This is a genomic window from Actinomyces sp. HMSC08A09 (assembly GCF_001807465.1).
GTDB classification, from domain to species: domain Bacteria; phylum Actinomycetota; class Actinomycetes; order Actinomycetales; family Actinomycetaceae; genus Actinomyces; species Actinomyces oris.
Genome location: NZ_KV789084.1, coordinates 77,274 through 95,118, shown reverse-complemented (window position 1 = coordinate 95,118; position 17,845 = coordinate 77,274). Strand labels below are relative to the sequence as shown.

13 protein-coding genes, 1 tRNA gene and 1 pseudogene are annotated in these 17,845 nt (G+C 69.7%); 12 read left to right on the top strand and 3 right to left on the bottom strand.

The genetic code is table 11. The features are described 5' to 3' along the window. Positions 1-64 precede the first annotated feature (64 nt). Positions 65-373 (bottom strand): thiamine-binding protein, encoded by a 309-nt coding sequence (locus tag HMPREF3165_RS01485; RefSeq protein WP_070510337.1) that lies wholly within the window; start codon positions 371-373, stop codon positions 65-67. Positions 374-462: 89 nt separating this feature from the next. Between HMPREF3165_RS01485 and HMPREF3165_RS01480 the strand changes: the two genes are divergently transcribed. Both HMPREF3165_RS01480 and HMPREF3165_RS01475 read left to right on the top strand, forming a co-directional pair. Next, a complete protein-coding gene (locus tag HMPREF3165_RS01480; protein WP_070510335.1) occupies positions 463-993 on the top strand; it encodes a MerR family transcriptional regulator in 531 nt (176 codons plus the stop codon). Next, complete coding sequence (locus HMPREF3165_RS01475) at positions 990-1,418, top strand: carboxymuconolactone decarboxylase family protein (RefSeq protein ID WP_070510333.1); 429 nt, start codon at positions 990-992, stop codon at positions 1,416-1,418. Before HMPREF3165_RS01480 ends, HMPREF3165_RS01475 begins: the two co-directional genes overlap by 4 nt. 284 nt (positions 1,419-1,702) lie before the next feature. Here HMPREF3165_RS01475 and HMPREF3165_RS01470 read toward each other — a convergent pair whose 3' ends face one another. Then, positions 1,703-3,286, bottom strand: coding sequence for an aspartate:alanine exchanger family transporter (locus tag HMPREF3165_RS01470; RefSeq protein WP_070510352.1), 1,584 nt, complete (start codon positions 3,284-3,286; stop codon positions 1,703-1,705). A 271-nt stretch (positions 3,287-3,557) separates the two neighbouring features. Here HMPREF3165_RS01470 and HMPREF3165_RS01465 point away from each other — a divergent pair, with 271 nt between their 5' ends. From HMPREF3165_RS01465 to HMPREF3165_RS01455, 3 genes are all read left to right on the top strand, one after another. Continuing rightward, positions 3,558-5,948 carry a carbon starvation CstA family protein gene (locus HMPREF3165_RS01465; RefSeq protein WP_070510331.1) on the top strand — a complete coding sequence of 797 codons (2,391 nt, stop codon included), beginning with the start codon at positions 3,558-3,560 and terminating at the stop codon, positions 5,946-5,948. Beyond that, positions 5,945-6,232, top strand: coding sequence for a CstA-like transporter-associated (seleno)protein (locus HMPREF3165_RS01460; protein WP_070510329.1), 288 nt, complete (start codon positions 5,945-5,947; stop codon positions 6,230-6,232). Before HMPREF3165_RS01465 ends, HMPREF3165_RS01460 begins: the two co-directional genes overlap by 4 nt. A gap of 88 nt (positions 6,233-6,320) precedes the next feature. Further along, a complete protein-coding gene (locus HMPREF3165_RS01455; protein ID WP_256274731.1) occupies positions 6,321-6,860 on the top strand; it encodes a VanZ family protein in 540 nt (179 codons plus the stop codon). Between the two features lie 292 nt (positions 6,861-7,152). On the opposite strand, the gene HMPREF3165_RS01450 is transcribed toward HMPREF3165_RS01455, so the two are convergent. Further along, positions 7,153-7,236 (bottom strand) — tRNA-Leu (locus HMPREF3165_RS01450). 257 nt (positions 7,237-7,493) lie between these two features. Here HMPREF3165_RS01450 and HMPREF3165_RS01445 point away from each other — a divergent pair. From HMPREF3165_RS01445 to pknB, 7 genes and pseudogenes are all read left to right on the top strand, one after another. Further along, positions 7,494-8,201 (top strand): FhaA domain-containing protein, encoded by a 708-nt coding sequence (locus HMPREF3165_RS01445; protein WP_003788601.1) that lies wholly within the window; start codon positions 7,494-7,496, stop codon positions 8,199-8,201. Then, positions 8,198-8,674 (top strand): FHA domain-containing protein FhaB/FipA, encoded by a 477-nt coding sequence (locus HMPREF3165_RS01440; RefSeq protein ID WP_003788599.1) that lies wholly within the window; start codon positions 8,198-8,200, stop codon positions 8,672-8,674. The genes HMPREF3165_RS01445 and HMPREF3165_RS01440 overlap by 4 nt, the downstream gene beginning before the upstream one ends. After that, positions 8,671-10,092, top strand: a complete 1,422-nt coding sequence (locus HMPREF3165_RS01435) for a PP2C family protein-serine/threonine phosphatase (RefSeq protein WP_070510328.1) — start codon at positions 8,671-8,673, stop codon at positions 10,090-10,092. Before HMPREF3165_RS01440 ends, HMPREF3165_RS01435 begins: the two co-directional genes overlap by 4 nt. A gap of 1 nt (position 10,093) precedes the next feature. Next, positions 10,094-11,791 (top strand): FtsW/RodA/SpoVE family cell cycle protein, encoded by a 1,698-nt coding sequence (locus HMPREF3165_RS01430; RefSeq protein WP_070510326.1) that lies wholly within the window; start codon positions 10,094-10,096, stop codon positions 11,789-11,791. After that, complete coding sequence (locus HMPREF3165_RS01425) at positions 11,788-13,290, top strand: peptidoglycan D,D-transpeptidase FtsI family protein (RefSeq protein ID WP_070510323.1); 1,503 nt, start codon at positions 11,788-11,790, stop codon at positions 13,288-13,290. Before HMPREF3165_RS01430 ends, HMPREF3165_RS01425 begins: the two co-directional genes overlap by 4 nt. Next, on the top strand, positions 13,287-14,414 hold the full coding sequence (locus tag HMPREF3165_RS01420; protein WP_003788590.1) for a serine/threonine-protein kinase: 1,128 nt from the start codon (positions 13,287-13,289) through the stop codon (positions 14,412-14,414). The genes HMPREF3165_RS01425 and HMPREF3165_RS01420 overlap by 4 nt, the downstream gene beginning before the upstream one ends. Then, positions 14,411-16,403, top strand: a pseudogene (gene pknB / locus HMPREF3165_RS01415) (Stk1 family PASTA domain-containing Ser/Thr kinase). The gene HMPREF3165_RS01420 and the pseudogene pknB overlap by 4 nt, the downstream one beginning before the upstream one ends. Positions 16,404-17,845: the final 1,442 nt, after the last annotated feature.

Below are 17,845 nucleotides of genomic sequence, written 5' to 3'. Positions count from 1 at the left end.
TGGTGCATCCACCACCTGACCCCACCGTCGTTTATGAAGTTTTGGTCGATTTGCCGGGCGCCGCTCAGTCGGCCTGGCGCAGGCGGGCCTCGACGCGCTCGACCTTCGCTGTCATCTGGCCGGTCCAGCCGGGGCGAATGTCGGCCTTGAGGACGAGCGCCACGCGCGGGCTCATCTCGGCGACCGCCTCGCAGGCCCGCTTGACCACGTCCATGCACTCATCCCACTCGCCCTCGACCGTGGTGAACATCGAGGTCGTCTCATAAGGCAGGCCGGAGTCGCGCACCACGCGCACGGCACGGGCCACCGCCTCGGAGACAGATCCGTCAGGGGCGTCAGTGGTGGTCGGGGACACGGAGAAGGCAACAAGCATGCAGCCAGGCTAGCCCCGCGCCGCCGCCCGGAGCCGCCGCTCCGAGCATTCTTGCCTTCGAGCGCACTCGAAGTCCTACGGTCTGCCCCATGACCAGCGCGATTGTTCCAGGCGGCGAGCCCGACGACGCCCAGCTCCGCGAGGCGCTGCGGCTCGCCTCCATCCCACGCAGCGACAACCTCGGGCCTACAGACGGGCCCGGTGCGGCCGGATGGGACATCGCTACCACCGCCGACCGCTTGGGAGTCAGCGTCCACACGCTGCGCTACTACGAGCGGATCGGGCTCGTGCGGGTGGACCGTGACGCCTCCGGACGCCGTTGCTACGACGCCGCGGCCGTGCGGCGTCTGGTGTTCCTCACCCGGATGCGGACCTCAGGCATGCCGATCCGCGACCTGCGGCGCTACATCGAACTGGTCGAAGCCGGTCGGGACACGGTGCCCGAGCGCCTGGCTCTGCTCACCGAGCACCGTGAGGGGCTGCGAGCCCGAATCGACGAGCTGCGGCTGGCGCTGGCCGCCACCGAGTACAAGATCGCCGCCTACACGCGCGAGCTGGAGGGGCAGGCCACCCCGGACAACACCAACATTTCCAGCACTGACAAGGAGAATCTCTCATGACCGCTGAAACCTCTCACCCCCAGCACGACATCACCAGCCCCGAGAACCTGGCGCGGCGCGAGCGCGGCCTGGAGGTCGCCCGCTCGGTCGACGGCGAGGCCGCCCAGGCCGTCATCGACTCGCTGGCGGACATCAGCCCGGCGCTCGCCCACCACATCGCGGCCTTCGGCTTCGGGGACGTCTACTCCCGCCCGGGCCTGGACCCGCGCAGCCGTCAGCTCGTCACGATTGGCGTGCTCACGGCCCTGGGCGGCTGCGAGCCGCAGCTGAGGATCCACATCGGGGCCGCCCTCAACGTGGGGCTGACCCGCGAGGAGATCGTCGAGGCGATCCTGCACGCCTCGGTCTACGCCGGTTTCCCGCGAGCGCTCAACGCCACCTTCGTGGCCCGCGAGGTCTTCGCCGAGCGCGACACCGCCGACTGATCGTCCGCACCGCCCCGTCGCGCGGCCACAGCAGGCAGCGAAAGAGGCGTGCGTGTCCACATCGGAGACAAAGGCGGGCTCCACGTGCACACCGCCACAAAGAAACCGCATGATTCCGCGGTTCTATTGACGGCCTCATCGAGCCACAGGCTTCTTTGTCACCGATGTGGACACCAGGGCTCACTCGGACCGGCTCCGACGGCCCAAGAAGCGCTCCTTCGTGCACCGCCGCCCGGATCCGGCGGCCCCGGAGGCACTCCCCCGCCCACCACCAGGATCCGCGCCTACAGCGCCACGAGGACCTGAACCATGACGATCTTGACGACGATGGCCAGGGCGAACAGGGTCGCGTAGCCGGCCTCGATGCGCTCATCATCGCGTTTGGACAGGGCGAAGGCGAGGATCGCGGGCTGCCCGACGAGTCCGGCCAGGCCGCCGGAGGCGCGCTGCGCGGACACCCCGGCCCACCGCGCCCCGGCCAGCAGGACGATCGCGTTGACCACCACGATGAGCGCGGCGAGCACCCCCACCTTGAGTCCCGTCATCGAGAAGGCCGAGGCCGCGAAGTCCGGGCCCGAGGCCAACCCGATCGCGGCCAGGAAGAACAGTAGCCCCAGCTGGCGGATGGTGGAGTTGGCGGCGTGCGGCAGCCCCCACACGAAGGGCCCGGTGCGCCCCACCCACCCCAGGATCATGCCGACGACGAGCGGCCCGGCCGCCACCCCGAGCCGCAGGGTGATGCCGCCGGGCAGCGGGATCGCCACCAGCCCCAGGAGCACACCGAGCGCCATGCCGACCCCGACGGAGAAGGCGTCGATCTGGGCGATGGAGCGCTCGGAGTCCCCGAACCAGTCGGCGGCCTTCTCCAGCTCGTCGCTGGGGACGACCGCCAGCACCCGGTCGCCGAGCTCCAGGACGAGGTCCTCGCGGGCCAGCAGGTCCAGGTCACCGCGCTTGACGCGGGTGATGACGCCCTGGAAGCGCCCGGGCATGTCCACCTCGGCGATCGTGCGCCCGGCCACCCGTGTTGAGGAGACGGTCAGGCGCCGGAAGTCGACGGCGGTGCGGTCCTTGGCCAGGCAGTTGTGGAGCCCGGTGCCCAGGTCGTGCATGGCGGACTCGACGGCGGCCGGCGCCCCGACGATGACGACCTTGTCCCCGGGCAGCAGCTCCTCACCGGGGGCCACGACCCGGGTCTCGCCGTCGCGCTCCAGGTAGGAGATGCGGATGCGGCCCTCCTTGAAGGCCTTCATCTCGCCCAGGGCCACCCGCTGCAGGAGGTAGACGCTGGTGGCGGTGATGCCGTCGGCGCTAGCGGGCCGCGGGTCGCGCCGCCCGGGCCAGGTGCGCCCCACGACCCCGGCCACGATGAGGATGGCGACGGCGACGCCCACGGGGTAGGCCAGGGCGTAGCCGACGGCGGGCTCCTGGGTCCCGGCCGCCTCGATGGCGGCGTCGAGCACCGGCGAGGTCAGGGCCCCCGCGTAGGCGCCGGAGTCCATGGCGGGGCTCACCCCGGTCAGGTGGGAGTAGAGACCGCCCGCCGCGCCGGCGATCACGAGCGCGACGACGCACAGGGCCATGAGCGGCAGCTGCCTGCGCAGGTCGCGGAAGAAGGTGTTGCCGGCAGCCAGGCCCACCGTGTAGCAAAACAGGGCCAGGCCGAGGCTTCGCAGCAGGGTGAGGTCGGCGCCGAGCCGGGGGTCGAGGGCGCCCACCGCGAGGCCCACGAAGAGCGCCCCGGCGGCGCCGAAGCGGATCGGCCCCAGCGGGATCTGCCCGGCGGCGGTCCCCAGGCCGATGACGAGGAAGACGGTGAGGATCGGCGCCTGCGCGAGGACGTCGAGGACGGGATGGAGGACGGACACGACGCCAGGGTAGTCGCAGGCCCCGGGCACCCCGAACCCCGCGCACCGGTCCCGCCCCGGGCCCGCCGCCGTCATGCGCGACGCCGCACAGCAGCCACCGGAAGCACTATTCAATAGGTGGGATAAATGGTGCTGATATCGGAGCAGAAAGACGAACGCCCCGGCGTCGGTCTCACGATTGCTTCCTTTCCGCCACCAGGAGGAATACCCTGGGAGAGTCACCGGAGACGATGACGTCACACCTTTTCTCGACGACGAGAACGGAATCCCGATGCCCCAGAAAGAAGCCTCTCTGCCGACCTACTCACCGGAGGAGGAGAAGCGGATCATCCGCAACGCCGACGGCGTCCCCGTCGGCATACGTCCTGACAATCGATGGACACCCGCTCGGATCGCCACATGGGTGGCCATCACCGCCCTGGGCGTCCTGGGGTGGTGGATGCTGGCGGTCGTGCGCGGCGAGCACGTCAACACCATCTGGTTCGTGGTCACCGCCGTGTGCACCTACGCGATCGGGTACCGCTTCTACGCCCTTTACATCCAGCGGCGCATCATGCGCCCCGACGACACCAACGCCACCCCGGCCGAACGCATCAACAACGGACGCGACTTCGACCCCACCCACCGCGTCGTCCTCTACGGCCACCACTTCGCGGCCATCGCCGGCGCCGGCCCGCTGGTCGGCCCGGTCCTGGCCGCCCAGATGGGCTACCTGCCCGGCACCCTGTGGATCATCATCGGAGTGCTCGTGGCCGGCGCCGTCCAGGACATGCTCGTCCTGTTCTTCTCCATGCGCCGCGGCGGCCGCTCCCTGGGCCAGATGGCCACTGACGAGATCGGCCGGATCGGCGGCATCGTGGCGACCATCGTCGTCTTCGTCATGCTCATGATCGTCCTGGCGGTCCTGGCCATGGTCTGCGTCAACGCCCTGGCCGCCTCCCCCTGGGGCGTCTTCTCGGTGGGCATGACCATCCCGATCGCCATCGGGATGGGCCTATGGCTGCGCTTCGTCCAGCCCGGCAAGATCACGCAGGTTTCCTTCGTCGGCTTCGGCCTGCTCATCGCCGTCATCATCGGCGGGCGCTGGGTGGCCGAGTCCTCCTTCGGCCACTACCTGCACCTGTCCCCCAAGACCCTGGTGTGGGCCATGATTATCTACGGCTTCCTGGCCGCGGTCCTGCCGGTGTGGGTCCTGCTCACCCCGCGTGACTACCTGTCGACCTTCATGAAGGTCGGCACGATCACGATCCTGGCCCTGGGCATCATCATCGTGCGCCCCCTGGTGGAGATGTCCGCCGTCACCGAGTTCGCCTTCAACACCGCCGGCCCGGTCTTCGCCGGCACCCTCTTCCCCTTCCTGTTCATCACCATCGCCTGCGGTGCCCTGTCCGGCATGCACGCCATGGTCTCCTCGGGCACCAGCCCCAAGATGGTGGAGAAGGAGACTCAGGTCCGCATGATCGGCTACGGCGGCATGCTCATGGAGTCCTTCGTGGCGATCATGGCGCTGGCCGCCGCGGTCTCGCTGAGCCCGGGCATCTACTTCTCCATGAACACCTCGACGGCGACCATGAACAAGCTCGCCGGCCCCGAGACGGTGGCCGCCGCCCCCTGCAAGACCACCGACGACCCCGAGCACCACTGCGAGAAGCTCGCCGAGGTCGCCGTCGGCAACCTCGGTGTCACCGACGCCCAGGGCCGCAAGCCCACCCCCGAGTGGGACTCCTGGGACGACAACGGCAACCCCAAGACCTACACGGGTGCCGAGGCCCTGGAACGCCTGGCCAGCGACGTCGGCGAGCCCAACGTCGTCTCGCGCACCGGCGGCGCCCCCACCCTGTCGGTGGGCATCGCCCACATCCTCCACCAGATCGGCGGAGGCCGGGCCATGATGGGCTTCTGGTACCACTTCGCCATCATGTTCGAGGCCCTGTTCATCCTCTCGGCCGTCGACGCCGTCACCCGCGTGGCCCGCTTCCAGCTCTCCGACGCGCTGGGCAACGCCTTCCCCAAGTTCAAGGACCCGTCCTGGCACGTGGGCGCCTGGGGGACCACGGCGGTCGTCGTCGCCTCGTGGGGGGCGCTGCTCCTCATGGGTGTCACCGACCCGCGCGGCGGCATCCAGACGCTCTACCCGCTGTTCGGTATCGCCAACCAGCTCATCGCGGCCGTGGCGCTTCTGGTGGTCACCGTCATGGTGGTGCGCAAGGGCTACACGAAGTGGGTGTGGATCCCCGCGATCCCGCTGGTCTTCGACACGGCCGTCACCTTCACGGCCTCGTGGCAGAAGATCTTCTCCAGCGACCCGCTCGTGGGCTACTTCCAGCAGCATCAGGAGGCCGTGGCCAAGCTGGGCACACTCACCGACCCGGCCAAGATCGAGGAGACCCGGGCGATCGTGCGCAACACGATGATTCAGGGGACGCTGTCGATCATCTTCCTGGTCATGGTGGCCTTCGTCATGGTCTGCGCCCTCATCCGTATCGTCCAGACGCTCCGCAACCGGGACACGACGACGTCGGAGGACCCGTACCAGGAGTCCAACTTCTACGCGCCCGAGACGATGATCGCCTCCTCGCTCATGAAGAAGGTCTCCCGGGAGTACGAGCAGGTGGGCGACCCGGCCCTCATCCCGCACAAGGCCCACGCGGAGAAGTCATGACACCTTCTCCTTCGACGACGCAGCCGGCGGATCGGGCAAGCGCCCGACATCGGGTCCGCCAGGTCCTGACCCGGGCCCGCACCCTGTGGCGGGACATGACCGGGGAGTCCGCCTATGACCGCTACCTGGAGCGCTACGCCCGCGAGCACGCGCAGTGCCCCCACGGACACGGGGGCGCCCACGGTTCTGAGCACGGCTCCGGGCACGGCCCCATGAGTGAGCGCGAGTTCTGGCGCGCCCGGGCCAAGCAGGCCGAGACGGAGATCAACGCCAGCTGCTGCTGAGCCGGGGCCGCTCCCGCACTCCGATGTGCTCTGATCGTTACCGCCCGCCTTCCGGGGTTCCCGGAGGGCGGGCGGTAGCGTCGTGAGCGTGCCCGCCCAGCAGCCCGCGCCCGACGCACTGACGTCCGCCGAGTCCCCTGACACCTCCTGGGGGACATCATCGGCGTCGGCCGCTTCGCCGTCGGCCGGCCGCGCCACGGACCTCCAGCCCTCCAAGGCTCATCCCCCGGGCCGGGCCTCCTACGAGCGGATCGCCCGCGTCGCGGCGGTCATCCTCCTGGCCATCGTCTGCGTGGCGGTGGTGTGGCCCTCCGGGCGCGAGGTCGCCGAGCTCAAGGACACCATGGGACCGGGCTTCCTCAGCTCCGAGGGCAAGGACATCGTCCTCAACCTGGTGATGCTGGCGCCGGCCACCTTCTGCGCGGTCGTGGGCTGGCGGGACATCCCCTGGTGGATGTGGGCGCTGGTCGGCTGCGTGGTCGGGCTGAGCGCCGAGGTGCTCCAGAGCCTCCTGCCGATGCTGGAACGGCGCCCCTCGCTGGCCAATGTCGGTCAGAACGCCGTCGGCGCCTGGATCGGGGCCCTGGCCGCCTGGTACCTCCTGCGCCGCCTGCACGCGCGGCAGTAGAACCCACCCCCGTGCAGTAGGCCGACCCGCGGCCCGGTGTCCACCAGGCTGACATTGGCGGCCCCGCCGTCGAAGCGTCCAGAGGGAATCCTTGGAATTCCGGGGTTTCTCTGCTCCGTGCGGCACCGGCACAAGGCCAATGTCAGCTCTGTGGACACTGACGCCCCGTCGGACCTCTTCCATCGGGCCACCCGCCGCCTTCTGAGCAACCGGCACGCCCGCCCGGCGCGAAGCGACAAGAGAACGGGATGGCGAAAGGCCCGGACCATGTGGCCCGGGCCTTTCCGTTCTGTGCGCGGGGGGGGACTCGAACCCCCATGATCGTAAGATCACACGGACCTGAACCGTGCGCGTCTACCAATTCCGCCACTCGCGCGAGAAGCGAGCATGAGACTAGCCTGCCATCCCCGCCCGCGTCCAATCCTCACCGCCATATCCGGCCGTGAGACCGCTCACGACACAATTACCTCACACAGAGGGGGCCGTCTTCCCTGCGATGGCTTCGCTACCGTTACGATGGGAACGGTATCGGCCTGCACGCAGGTCCGTGCAGGCCCATAGCGAGGCGGGACAGTCCCGTCTCCCGGCTCCATCCCGGGGGCCGCCACACCATATTTGGGGGAGGTACTGTCCATGGGATTCCTGGACAAGTTCGAGAAGGGCGTCGAGAACGTCACGAACCGCGCCATGTCCCGTTTCTCGGACGACATCGAGCCCATCGAGATCGCCTCGAAGCTCCGCGAGACCATGGACAAGCGCGCCGCGTCCTTCGCCCGCGACCGCTCCGTGGTTCCCAACATCTTCCGCATCCACCTCACCCCGCCGAGCATCGAGCGCATCACCGCCTGGGGCCAGGACGAGATGGTGCGTCAGATGGAGGAGGTCGCCACCTCGCACGCCGCGGACCAGGGCTACTCCTTCGTCGGCCCGGTCGAGGTCTCCTTCCTCGTCAACAACAACCCCAACGCCCCGGCCATCGAGATCGAGTCCTCCACGCGACGCGGCGCCGCCGCCCCGGCCGCCTCCGCCACCGCCACCCCGGCGCACCCGATCGTCGACATCAACGGCCAGCGCTACCTGCTCACCGGACCGGTCACCGTCATCGGGCGCGGCTCGGAGGCGGACATCATCGTCGACGACTCCGGCGTCTCCCGCCGTCACCTGGAGATCCGCCTGACGCACGGCAACGCCATCGCCAGCGACCTGGGCTCCACCAACGGCACCTTCGTCGAGGGCCAGCGGGTCGACGCCGTCACGCTCGTGGACGGCAACACCCTCACCATCGGCCGCACCCAGATCCTGTTCTGGGATGGCACCCAGAACAGCGGAGTCAACGGTTGAGCGCACTCGCCTTCACGATCCTGCGGCTGGGCTATCTGGTCCTGCTCTGGTTCTTCCTGTACCTCATCGTGCGCGTCATGCGCCGCGATATGGCCGACTCCCCCGTCGCCGGCCCGTCACGTCGACGCTCCGCGGGCGGCTCCGAGCAGCCCTCGGGCCCACCCCCCAGGGGCCGACGCCGCAGCGCCACCCGCCTGGTCATCACCGAGGGCCCCCTGGCCGGCTCAACCGTGCCCCTGAGCCCCTCGTCGATCATCATCGGCCGCTCACCCTCCTGCACCCTGGTCCTCGATGACTCCTACGCCTCATCGCGCCACGCCCGCGTCTTCCCCAAGGACGGCGCCTGGTGGCTGGAGGACCTGGGATCCACCAACGGAACCATGATGGACGGCCGCCCCGTGCACGGCGCCGTGGAGCTCCCCATGAACATTCCTGTCCGAATCGGCCAAACGACGCTGGAGCTGCGCTCATGACCATCTCCCTGCGCTTCGCCGCACGCTCCGACGTCGGCCTGGTCCGCCAGTCCAACCAGGACTCGGGCTACGCCGGCCCCCACCTGTGCCTTCTGTGCGACGGGATGGGCGGACCTGCGGGCGGAGACATCGCCTCGGCGGTCGCCGTCGAGCACCTCATGCCCCTGGACGCCGACTCCCACCAGGCCGGTGAGCTGTTGGGCCTCATGCGCGACGCCGTCCAGGCCGCCCACACCGAGCTCGTCACCCTGTCCTCGCAGGACCCCGACCTCGCCGGCCTGGGCACCACCTGCATCGGCGTCATGCGCAGCGGCAACAAGCTCGCCATGGTCCACGTGGGCGACTCGCGCGCCTACATGCTGCGCGACGGCACCCTCACCCAGGTCACCACCGACCACACCTTCGTGGAGTACCTCGTGGAGACCGGGCGCCTGACCCGGGACCAGGCCCGCCAGCACCCCCAGCGCTCAGTCCTCCTGCGCGTCCTGGGGGACACCGAGGGCGAGGTCCAGCTCGACGAGTCGATCCGCGAGGCCGTTCCCGGCGACCGCTGGCTGCTGTGCTCCGACGGCCTGAGCGGCCCGGTGACCGCCGAGACCATCGGTGAGGTCCTGGCCGGCGTCGCCGACCCCGGTCAGGCCGCCGACCAGCTCATCGACCTGGCCCTGCGCGCCGGCGGACCGGACAACGTCACCGCCGTCGTCTTCGACGTCGTCAAGGACGACCCCGAACCCCAGACCGTCCCGCAGGTGGTGGGCAGCGCCGCCACCGAGCGCCTCGCCCAGGAGCGCGCCGCCGCAGCCCACCGTGCCGGTGACGAGCAAGCCGAGGCCAAGGACACCGAGGCCGCCAGCCCCGCCGCCAAGGCCGCAGCCCTCATGGCCACCCTGGAGGACAAGCCCGAGGCCGCCTCCGCCAAGGAGTCCTCCGAGGTCGACGAGGCCATCGCCGCCGAGGCCGCCACCCAGGAGAAGGCCCGACGCCGCCACCGCCGTCGGGTCCTCGTGGGCAGCCTCGTCCTGCTGGCCACGCTCGTCGGCGCCAGCGCCCTGTTCTACCGCTGGACCCAGACCCGCTACTACGTCTCCACCTACAAGGGCGAGGTCGCCATCTACCAGGGGATCCCCCAGTCCGTCGGCCCGCTCAAGCTGAGCCACTCGGTCAAGACCTACGCGGACCTGCCCGTGGAGTCCCTCGATCACAACATCCGCGAGCGCCTGGAGGCCACCGTCACCCAGTCGTCGATGAGCGCCGCGGAGACCTACGTGGACAAGACGGTCCGCTCCTACCGCAAGCAGGCCCCCGCCCCGCAGGGCACCGCGAGCCCCACGGCCAAGCCCTCCTCCTCGTCCTCCTCCACCCCGTCGCCGGCCTCCGCCACACCGACCCAGCCCGCCAAGCCCGGGCAGGAGGGGTGAGATGACTGCTGCTCCCGGTCCCCTGGGCGCCCCCGCGGGCGTCGCGACCATCCAGCCCGCCGGCGTCGCCCGATACTCGGGACGCTGGGCGGAGGCGGCGCTGCTCGGCGTCGCCCTGGTCCTGGGGCTGGGCGGCTTCGTGCTCACCGCTCTCAACCGCACGGGTTCCTCCCCGGCGCAGACCGTGGGCGTGGCGATCGCCTTCCTCGTCCTGACCGTCCTCATGCACCTGTGTGTGCGCTACGCCGCCCCGTGGGCCGATCCGGTGCTCCTGCCGACGGCGGTGGCGCTCAACGGGATCGGCCTGGCCATGATCCGGCGCTTGGATCTGGCCTATGAGGCCAACGAGCAGTGGCAGTTCTATGTGGGCTCCAAGCAGCTGGTCTGGACGCTGCTGGGCGTCATCCTCTTCGCCGTCACGCTCCTCCTGCTGCGCGACTACCGGCGCCTGCGACGCTGGGACCGGTGGGCCATGTGGTCCGGCCTGGTCTTCCTCGTCCTTCCCTTCATCCCGGGGATCGGCCAGAGCATCAACGGCGCCCGCATCTGGATCCGGATCGGCCCGATGAGCTTCCAGCCGGCCGAGCTGTCCAAGGTGCTGCTGGCGGTCTTCTTCGCCTCCTACCTCGTGGCCAACCGGGACAACCTGGCCCTGGCGGGCCGCAAGGTCCTGTGGATGAGCCTGCCGCGCGCCCGGCACCTGGGCCCCCTGTTCATTGTGTGGGGCGTGAGCATCTGCGTCCTGGTCCTCCAGAAGGACCTGGGTTCCTCGGTGCTGCTGTTCGGCCTGTTCGTCGTCGTCCTGTACGTGGCCACTGATCGGCCCTCCTGGCTGCTCATCGGTGCCGCCCTGTTCCTCCCGGCGGCCTGGTTCGCGGCCACGCACCTCAACCACGTCCAGCAGCGCATCAACGGCTGGCTCCACGCCACCGACAATGCCGTGTACAACGCCGCGGGCGGCTCCTGGCAGCTGCTGACGGGCATGTTCGGGATGTCCACCGGCGGGCTCATGGGCGCCGGCTGGGGCAAGGGCTCACCGACCCTGGTCACCTTCGCCAACTCCGACTTCATCTTCGCCTCACTGGGTGAGGAGCTGGGGCTGACCGGCACGCTCGTCCTGCTCATGCTCTACCTCGTCCTCATCCAGCGGGGACTGCGCACCGCCGTGCTGCTGCGCGACGGCTTCGGCAAGCTCCTGGCCGTGGGTCTGTCCTTCGCCGTCGCCCTGCAGATCTTCGTGGTCATCGGCGGTGTCACCCGGCTCATCCCGCTGACGGGGCTGACCCTGCCCTTCCTGGCCTACGGCGGCTCCTCACTCATCGCCAACTGGATCATCCTGGCTCTCCTGCTGCGCCTGTCCGACGCCGCCCGGCGGCCGGCCACCCACGCGCCGCGGATCATCGACACCGCCGAGCTGCCGCTGTCCCTGCGCCGTCGGGTCCAGGACGCCGGGGCCGAGGAGTCGATGGCCCAGGCCGCCGCCGACGCACCCGCTGGAGGCGCACCGGCCGACGCCGGGGGCTACGCCTCCCCGTCGGCCGCACCCGGCTTCGGCAGCCTGGAGGATGACGCCCGCCCCACCGTCGCCGTCAGTCCGGAGGCGCCGCCTCCGCCGCACACCGCACCGGACGGGGAGACCCTGCGCTCATCGCGGGCCCCGGGCTTCACTGAGGACACTGACAGGAGGCAGCTGCCATGAACCGACAGATCCGTCAGGTCGCCTTCCTGGTGCTGGTCATGTTCGCCACGCTGGCCCTGTCCGTCACCAGCGTCCAGGGACTGGCCCGCCCCTCCGTGTGGGAGTCGTGGTCGGCCAACGGGGCCCTCAACTCCGACCCGCGCAACCGCCGTACCGTCAGCCGCAACTTCGACACCGAGCGGGGCCCGATCCTCCTGGCCGGCGGCACCACGATCGCCAGCACCCAGAAGTCCGACGACGGCCAGGGCTCTGAGGACTATCAGCGCGTCTACGCCAACGGGCCGCTCTACGCCCCGGTGACCGGGTACTTCTCTCCCGCCTTCGCCTCCATGACCGGCATGGAGAAGGAGGGCAACTCCGTGCTCAACGGGGACGACCCCTCCCTGTTCTCCTCCCGGATCAAGACCCTCATCACCGGTGACTCCCAGCGGGGCGGGGCCGTGGAGCTGACCATCAAGCCCGAGATCCAGCAGGCCGCCTACGACGCCCTGGCCGGGCGCGAGGGCGCCGTCGTCGCCCTGGACCCCAAGACCGGGGCCATCCTCGCGCTGGTCTCCACCCCCTCCTACGACCCCTCGGCCTTCGCGACCCGCAACGGGAACGCCGCCAATGAGGCCAACGCGACCCTCAGCCAGGACTCCTCCCGTCCCCTGGACAACCGGGCCATCGCCAGCAACCGCTACCCGCCGGGGTCGACCTTCAAGATCCTCACCACGGCGGCGGCGCTGCGCACCGGCAAGATCAAGCCCGATCAGGAGGTCGACGCCCCCGACACCATCACCCTGCCGGGCACCAGCCACTCCCTGGAGAACTACGGAGGGGAGTCCTGCGGCGGCAGTCGGACCACCTTCTCCCACGCCTTCGCCGAGTCCTGCAACACCCCCTTCGCGCAGTTGGCCATGAACGTCGGCGAGGAGGAGCTCTCCAAGGAGGCGAAGAACTGGGGCTTCGACTCCGACCTGTCCATCCCGTTGAAGGTCACGCCGTCGACCTACCCGCACAACGACTCCCAGGCGCAGACCGCGATGGCCGGCATCGGTCAGGCCTCGGTGCAGGCGACCCCGCTCATGATGGCGATGGTGGCCGCCACCGTGGCCAACAAGGGCGAGCAGATGACCCCCTACCTGGTCTCGCGCATCCTGGACCCCGACCTCAACGAGGTCAGCTCCACCTCCACGAAGGTGGCCCGCACCCCGATCGACTCGGCGACCGCCAGCTCCCTGTCCTCCCTCATGCAGACCGCCGTCGCCGAGGGCACGGGCACCAGCGCCCAGGTCTCCGGGGTCCAGGTGGCCGGCAAGACCGGTACCGCCGAGACCGGCACGGACAGCGGCCCCACCACCTGGTTCGTGGGCTTCGCCGGCACCGACATCGACAAGCCTGAGATCGCCCTGGCCGTCGTCCTCGACGGCAATGCGGAGACCGAGGACGGCGCCACCGGCGGCAAGATCGCCGGCCCCGTCGCCGCCCAGGTCATCGATGCGGCGGTGAACCAGTGAAACCTGTTGCCGGGCTCCAGCTCCAGGGCCGCTACGAGCTGGTCGAGCAGATCGCTCTGGGCGGCATGGGCCAGGTGTGGCGCGCCACCGACCTGCGTTCGGGCCGGGCCGTGGCCGCCAAGATCCTGCGCCCCGAGCTGACCGGTGATGAGATCTTCCTGTCCCGCCTGCGCGCGGAGGCCAAGAACTCCAAGGGGCTGCGCCACCCGAACCTCGCCGTCGTCCTGGACTCCGGGGAGAAGGACGGGACCGGCTGGCTCATCATGGAGCTCGTCCAGGGGCGCGCCCTGTCCGACATCATCGCCGAGAAGGGGACCCTGTCGCCCGCCGAGATCCTGCCGGTCCTGGCGCAGGTGGCCCGCGCCCTGCAGGTCGTCCACGACTCCGGCGTCGTCCACCGGGACGTCAAGCCCTCCAACATCCTCATCAACCGCGAGGGCCTGGCCAAGCTCACCGACTTCGGCATCTCCACCGGCATCAACCAGCGCCCGCTGACGGCCTCCGGCATGGTGATGGGCACCGCCCAGTATCTCGCCCCCGAGCAGGCCATGGGGAACATGGCCACCCCGGCCGGCGACCTCTACGGGCTGGGCATCATCGCCTACGAGGCCCTGGTGGGGCGGCGCCCCTTCAGCGGAGCCACCCAGGTCGATATCGCCTTCGCGCACGTCAACGAGGAGGTGCCCGCCCTCCCCGACGCCGTTCCGCCCCAGGTCCAGGCCATCATCCTCAAGCTGCTCGCCAAGAAGCCCGCAGACCGGCCGCACTCCGCCCGCGAGGTGGCCCGCGCGCTGGACCGGGCGGTGGTGAACCTGCCCACGGACGCTTGGGATCCCCGTGAGGCGCTCAGCTGGGAGTCCACTGGCCGCCGCGGCCCGCAGACCCGCGAGCTGCCCCGGCCCGCCGCAGTGCGTCCCGGCCGGCACGCGGCCGAGGAGCCGACGCCGTCGCGCACCGCCCGGCACGCCTCGGGACGCTCCTTCCTCGGCCTCAACCTGCTGACGCTCAGGGCCCTCATCCCGGCGCTCTCGCTCATCACCCTGCACAGCACAGGTACGCTTGCCCATGCGCATCAGGTCGTGCCAGCCTTGATGCTGAGCATCCCTGTCAAGGAGGTACTGTGACCAGTCAGTTCCCCCAGGTCCTCGCGGGCCGTTACGAGATCCGCGACCTCATCGGACGTGGTGGTATGGCAGAGGTGCACCTCGGCTACGACACTCGCCTGTCGCGGGTCGTGGCCATCAAGCTGCTGCGTTCGGACATCGCCGGCGACCCCACCTTCCAGGCCCGCTTCCGCAGGGAGGGCCCAGTCCGCGGCGGCGCTCAACCCCCCCGCCGTCGTCGCCGTCTACGACTCCGGTGAGGAGGAGCTCCTCCAGCCCGGTGGCGCCAGCCGCACCGTCCCCTACATCGTCATGGAGTACATCGAGGGGCACACGGTGCGTGAGCTCCTCAGCGAGGGCGAGGCCGTCCCGATCGCGGAGGCCGCGGAGATCGTCTCCGGGGTCCTGGACGCCCTGGAGTACTCCCACCGGGTCGGGATCGTCCACCGTGACATCAAGCCCGGAAACATCATGCTGACCTCCACCGGCGCCGTGAAGGTCATGGACTTCGGCATCGCGCGGGCCATTGAGGACTCCGCCTCCACGGTCACCCAGACCCACACGGTGGTGGGCACCGCCCAGTACCTCTCCCCGGAGCAGGCCCGCGGCGAGTCCGTGGACGCCCGCTCGGACCTGTACTCCACCGGGTGTCTCCTTTACGAGCTGCTCACCGGCCAGCCGCCCTTCCAGGGCGACTCCGCCGTGGCCATCGCCTACCAGCACGTGCGGGAGATTCCCAAGCGCCCCTCCTCGCTGGCGGCCGATGTGCCCGAGTCCCTGGACCGGGTGATTCTCAAGTCCCTGGCCAAGAGCCGCGAGGACCGCTACCAGGACGCCGCCCACATGCGCGCCGACCTGCAGGCGGCCGCCCGAGGCCTGTCCGTGGCCGCGCCGGCCGCCGACTCCTGGTCCCCGGCCACCTCGGTCATGGCCTCACCGGAGGCCGAGCCGGTTCAGCCCACCTCGACCTTCGCCCAGGTGGCCTCCGGGCCCTCTCCGGCGTCCACAGTGAAGGAGAGCGAGGAGCCCGAGAAGAAGTCCAAGAGCCACGCCTGGATCTGGGTCCTCGTGTTCCTGCTGTTCGTGGCGCTGGCCGTCGTCGCCGGACGGTGGGCCTCGGGGGCCTTCGACAACGTCCCCACCCCGACGCCGAGTCCGACCATCAGCAAGGTGGAGGTCCCCGACACCTCCGGTCAGGACGAGGAATCGGCCAAGAAGACCATTGAGGACGCCGGCCTGAAGTTCGCCAAGGACGAGGTCGCCAACGAGGAGGTCGGTGCGGGACTGGCCGTCTCCTCCGACCCGGGCAAGGGCACGAAGGTCGAGCCGGGCTCCACCGTCACCGTGCACTTCTCCACCGGATCGGCAATGGTCAAGGTTCCCGACCTGTCCGGCAAGACTCAGGAGGACGCGCGCAAGGCCCTCAAGGAGGCCGGGCTTGAGGGAGGAAACACCTCCCAGGAGGACTCCGCCACGGTCGCCAAGGACCGGGTCATCTACACCAACCCGCAGGCGGGGAACTCCGTTGCACGCGGCACCACGGTGGACCTGGTGCTCTCCACCGGGAACACCTCCGTCCCCGACGTCTCCGGCCAGGACGAGGCCACGGCGAAGAAGTCCATTGAGGACGCCGGCCTGCAGTTCAAGAGGGGCGACGACGTGGCCTCTGCTGAGGTCGAGCGCGGCAAGGCCGTCTCCTCCAACCCGGCCGCGGGCACCAGCGTCTCGGCGGGAGACACGATCACCGTGAGCTTCTCCAGCGGCGCGGCTACGCCGACGCCGAACCCGACTGCCACAGGAGATCCCAACGCGACCGTCATGCCGGAAGTGAACGGGAAGGACTACGAAACCGTGCAGTCGGACCTCGAGAATCGAGGGTTCAAAGTCAAGGTTGAGAAGCAGAAGCCCAACGATCCGCAAACCCAACCTGGAATGGTGATTAGTTCCAACCCGCAGCAGGGCCAACCGATCGGGCCTAACAAGGAGATCATTCTGTACGTCGCCAAGTAGTTGCCGCGGCGTCAAACATCTTGGTTCCCACAACGTGGCTGGTGCCTCAGGCTTTCCTGGTCTGGGACACCAGTCACGTCTTTTCGGTGGGGTCGTGTGGTGACGATCAACGTCAGCCCTAAGGTGCGGCCAGTTCTGCTCGCCGGGATGTACCCACTGTCGTCATGTCACTCCTTGCGTGGGAGTAGCTGACCCCGGGGCCCGCCACGGACGCACCTCATCGTTGTCCTGCAAGGCCTCGTGCGAGCAACCGATCCCAAAGTCCGTCGCGGCCACGCCCCCAGTCATTCCATGCGTGCGGACAGCCGAGCCCTGGATCCGTCGTCGGCGCACCCTGCCGTCCTCCTGCCACTCCGTACGCGCAGACAACCGAGCCCGCGCGTCGTCGAGAACGCACCTCAGCCGGCGAGTACCGCCCCCGCGGGTGCAGACCGCGCACCTCAGGGTGCATCCTCGAGCCCCGGGCGCCCTCATCCACCAGGCCGTCACCTACGACGGGGACATTCCACGCGGCCGGGTGCGTGTCCTTCCGGGCGGGGGCATTCGACGCCGTCGGGGACAGCAATCCCGTCCCCGAACGCGTCACCTGTCCCCGGCCGCACAGAAATGTCCCCGCACGCGCAGGATGTCCCCAGCCGCGACGCCTGAGTGTGGGGCATCCGTGGCATCCCGAGCCACTGGTGCGCCAACTACACCGGCGCCGACGTCCAACCACGACCTCCGGGCCCCGCACAGGCGCCAGAAGCGGCCAGACAGGGCAAGACTCAGCCAGCTCCAGTGGAGGGGAGGCTCCCAGCCGTGGGGTAAGAGCGCCCGGCCCCGTCGACCTGACCCTGGCGGAGTTGACCCGGCCGGCCGCCCAGTGTCCACAGCGCTGACATCAACGAGCCCGCCGTCGAAGACCTCCCCAAGAATCGTTGGAATTCTGCGGTTTCTTCACAGTGCGCGACGCCGGTGCTGGGTTGATGGCAGCACCATGGACACCGGCGACCCTCCAGACCTCTTCCCTCGCCCCACCCTCGCCTCCGAGACGACTGACCACCTCTAGCTCCGACCTGAGCGCACGCCTCAGACATGAGGAGACCGCAACGCCTGGGCGAGGTACAGACCGCGAGTCTTCAGGTGTATCCGTACGCGCTGAGCGCCCAAGTCTGGCCCGGACCACACGGAGCACCCGTATCCGTCAGGCTCTCGCCACCAACGGGGACATTCCACGCGGCCGGGTGCGTGTCCTTCCGGGCGGGGGCATTCGACGCCGTCGGGGACAGCAATCCCGTCCCCCAACGCGCGACACGTCCCCCGCCGGAAGAGAATGTCCCCGCACGCGCAGGATGTCCCCAGCCGCGACGCCCGAGTGTGGGGCATCCATGGCATCCCGAGCCACTGGTGCGCCAGCTGCACCAGCACCGACCTCCAACCACGACCTCCGGGCCCCGCACAGG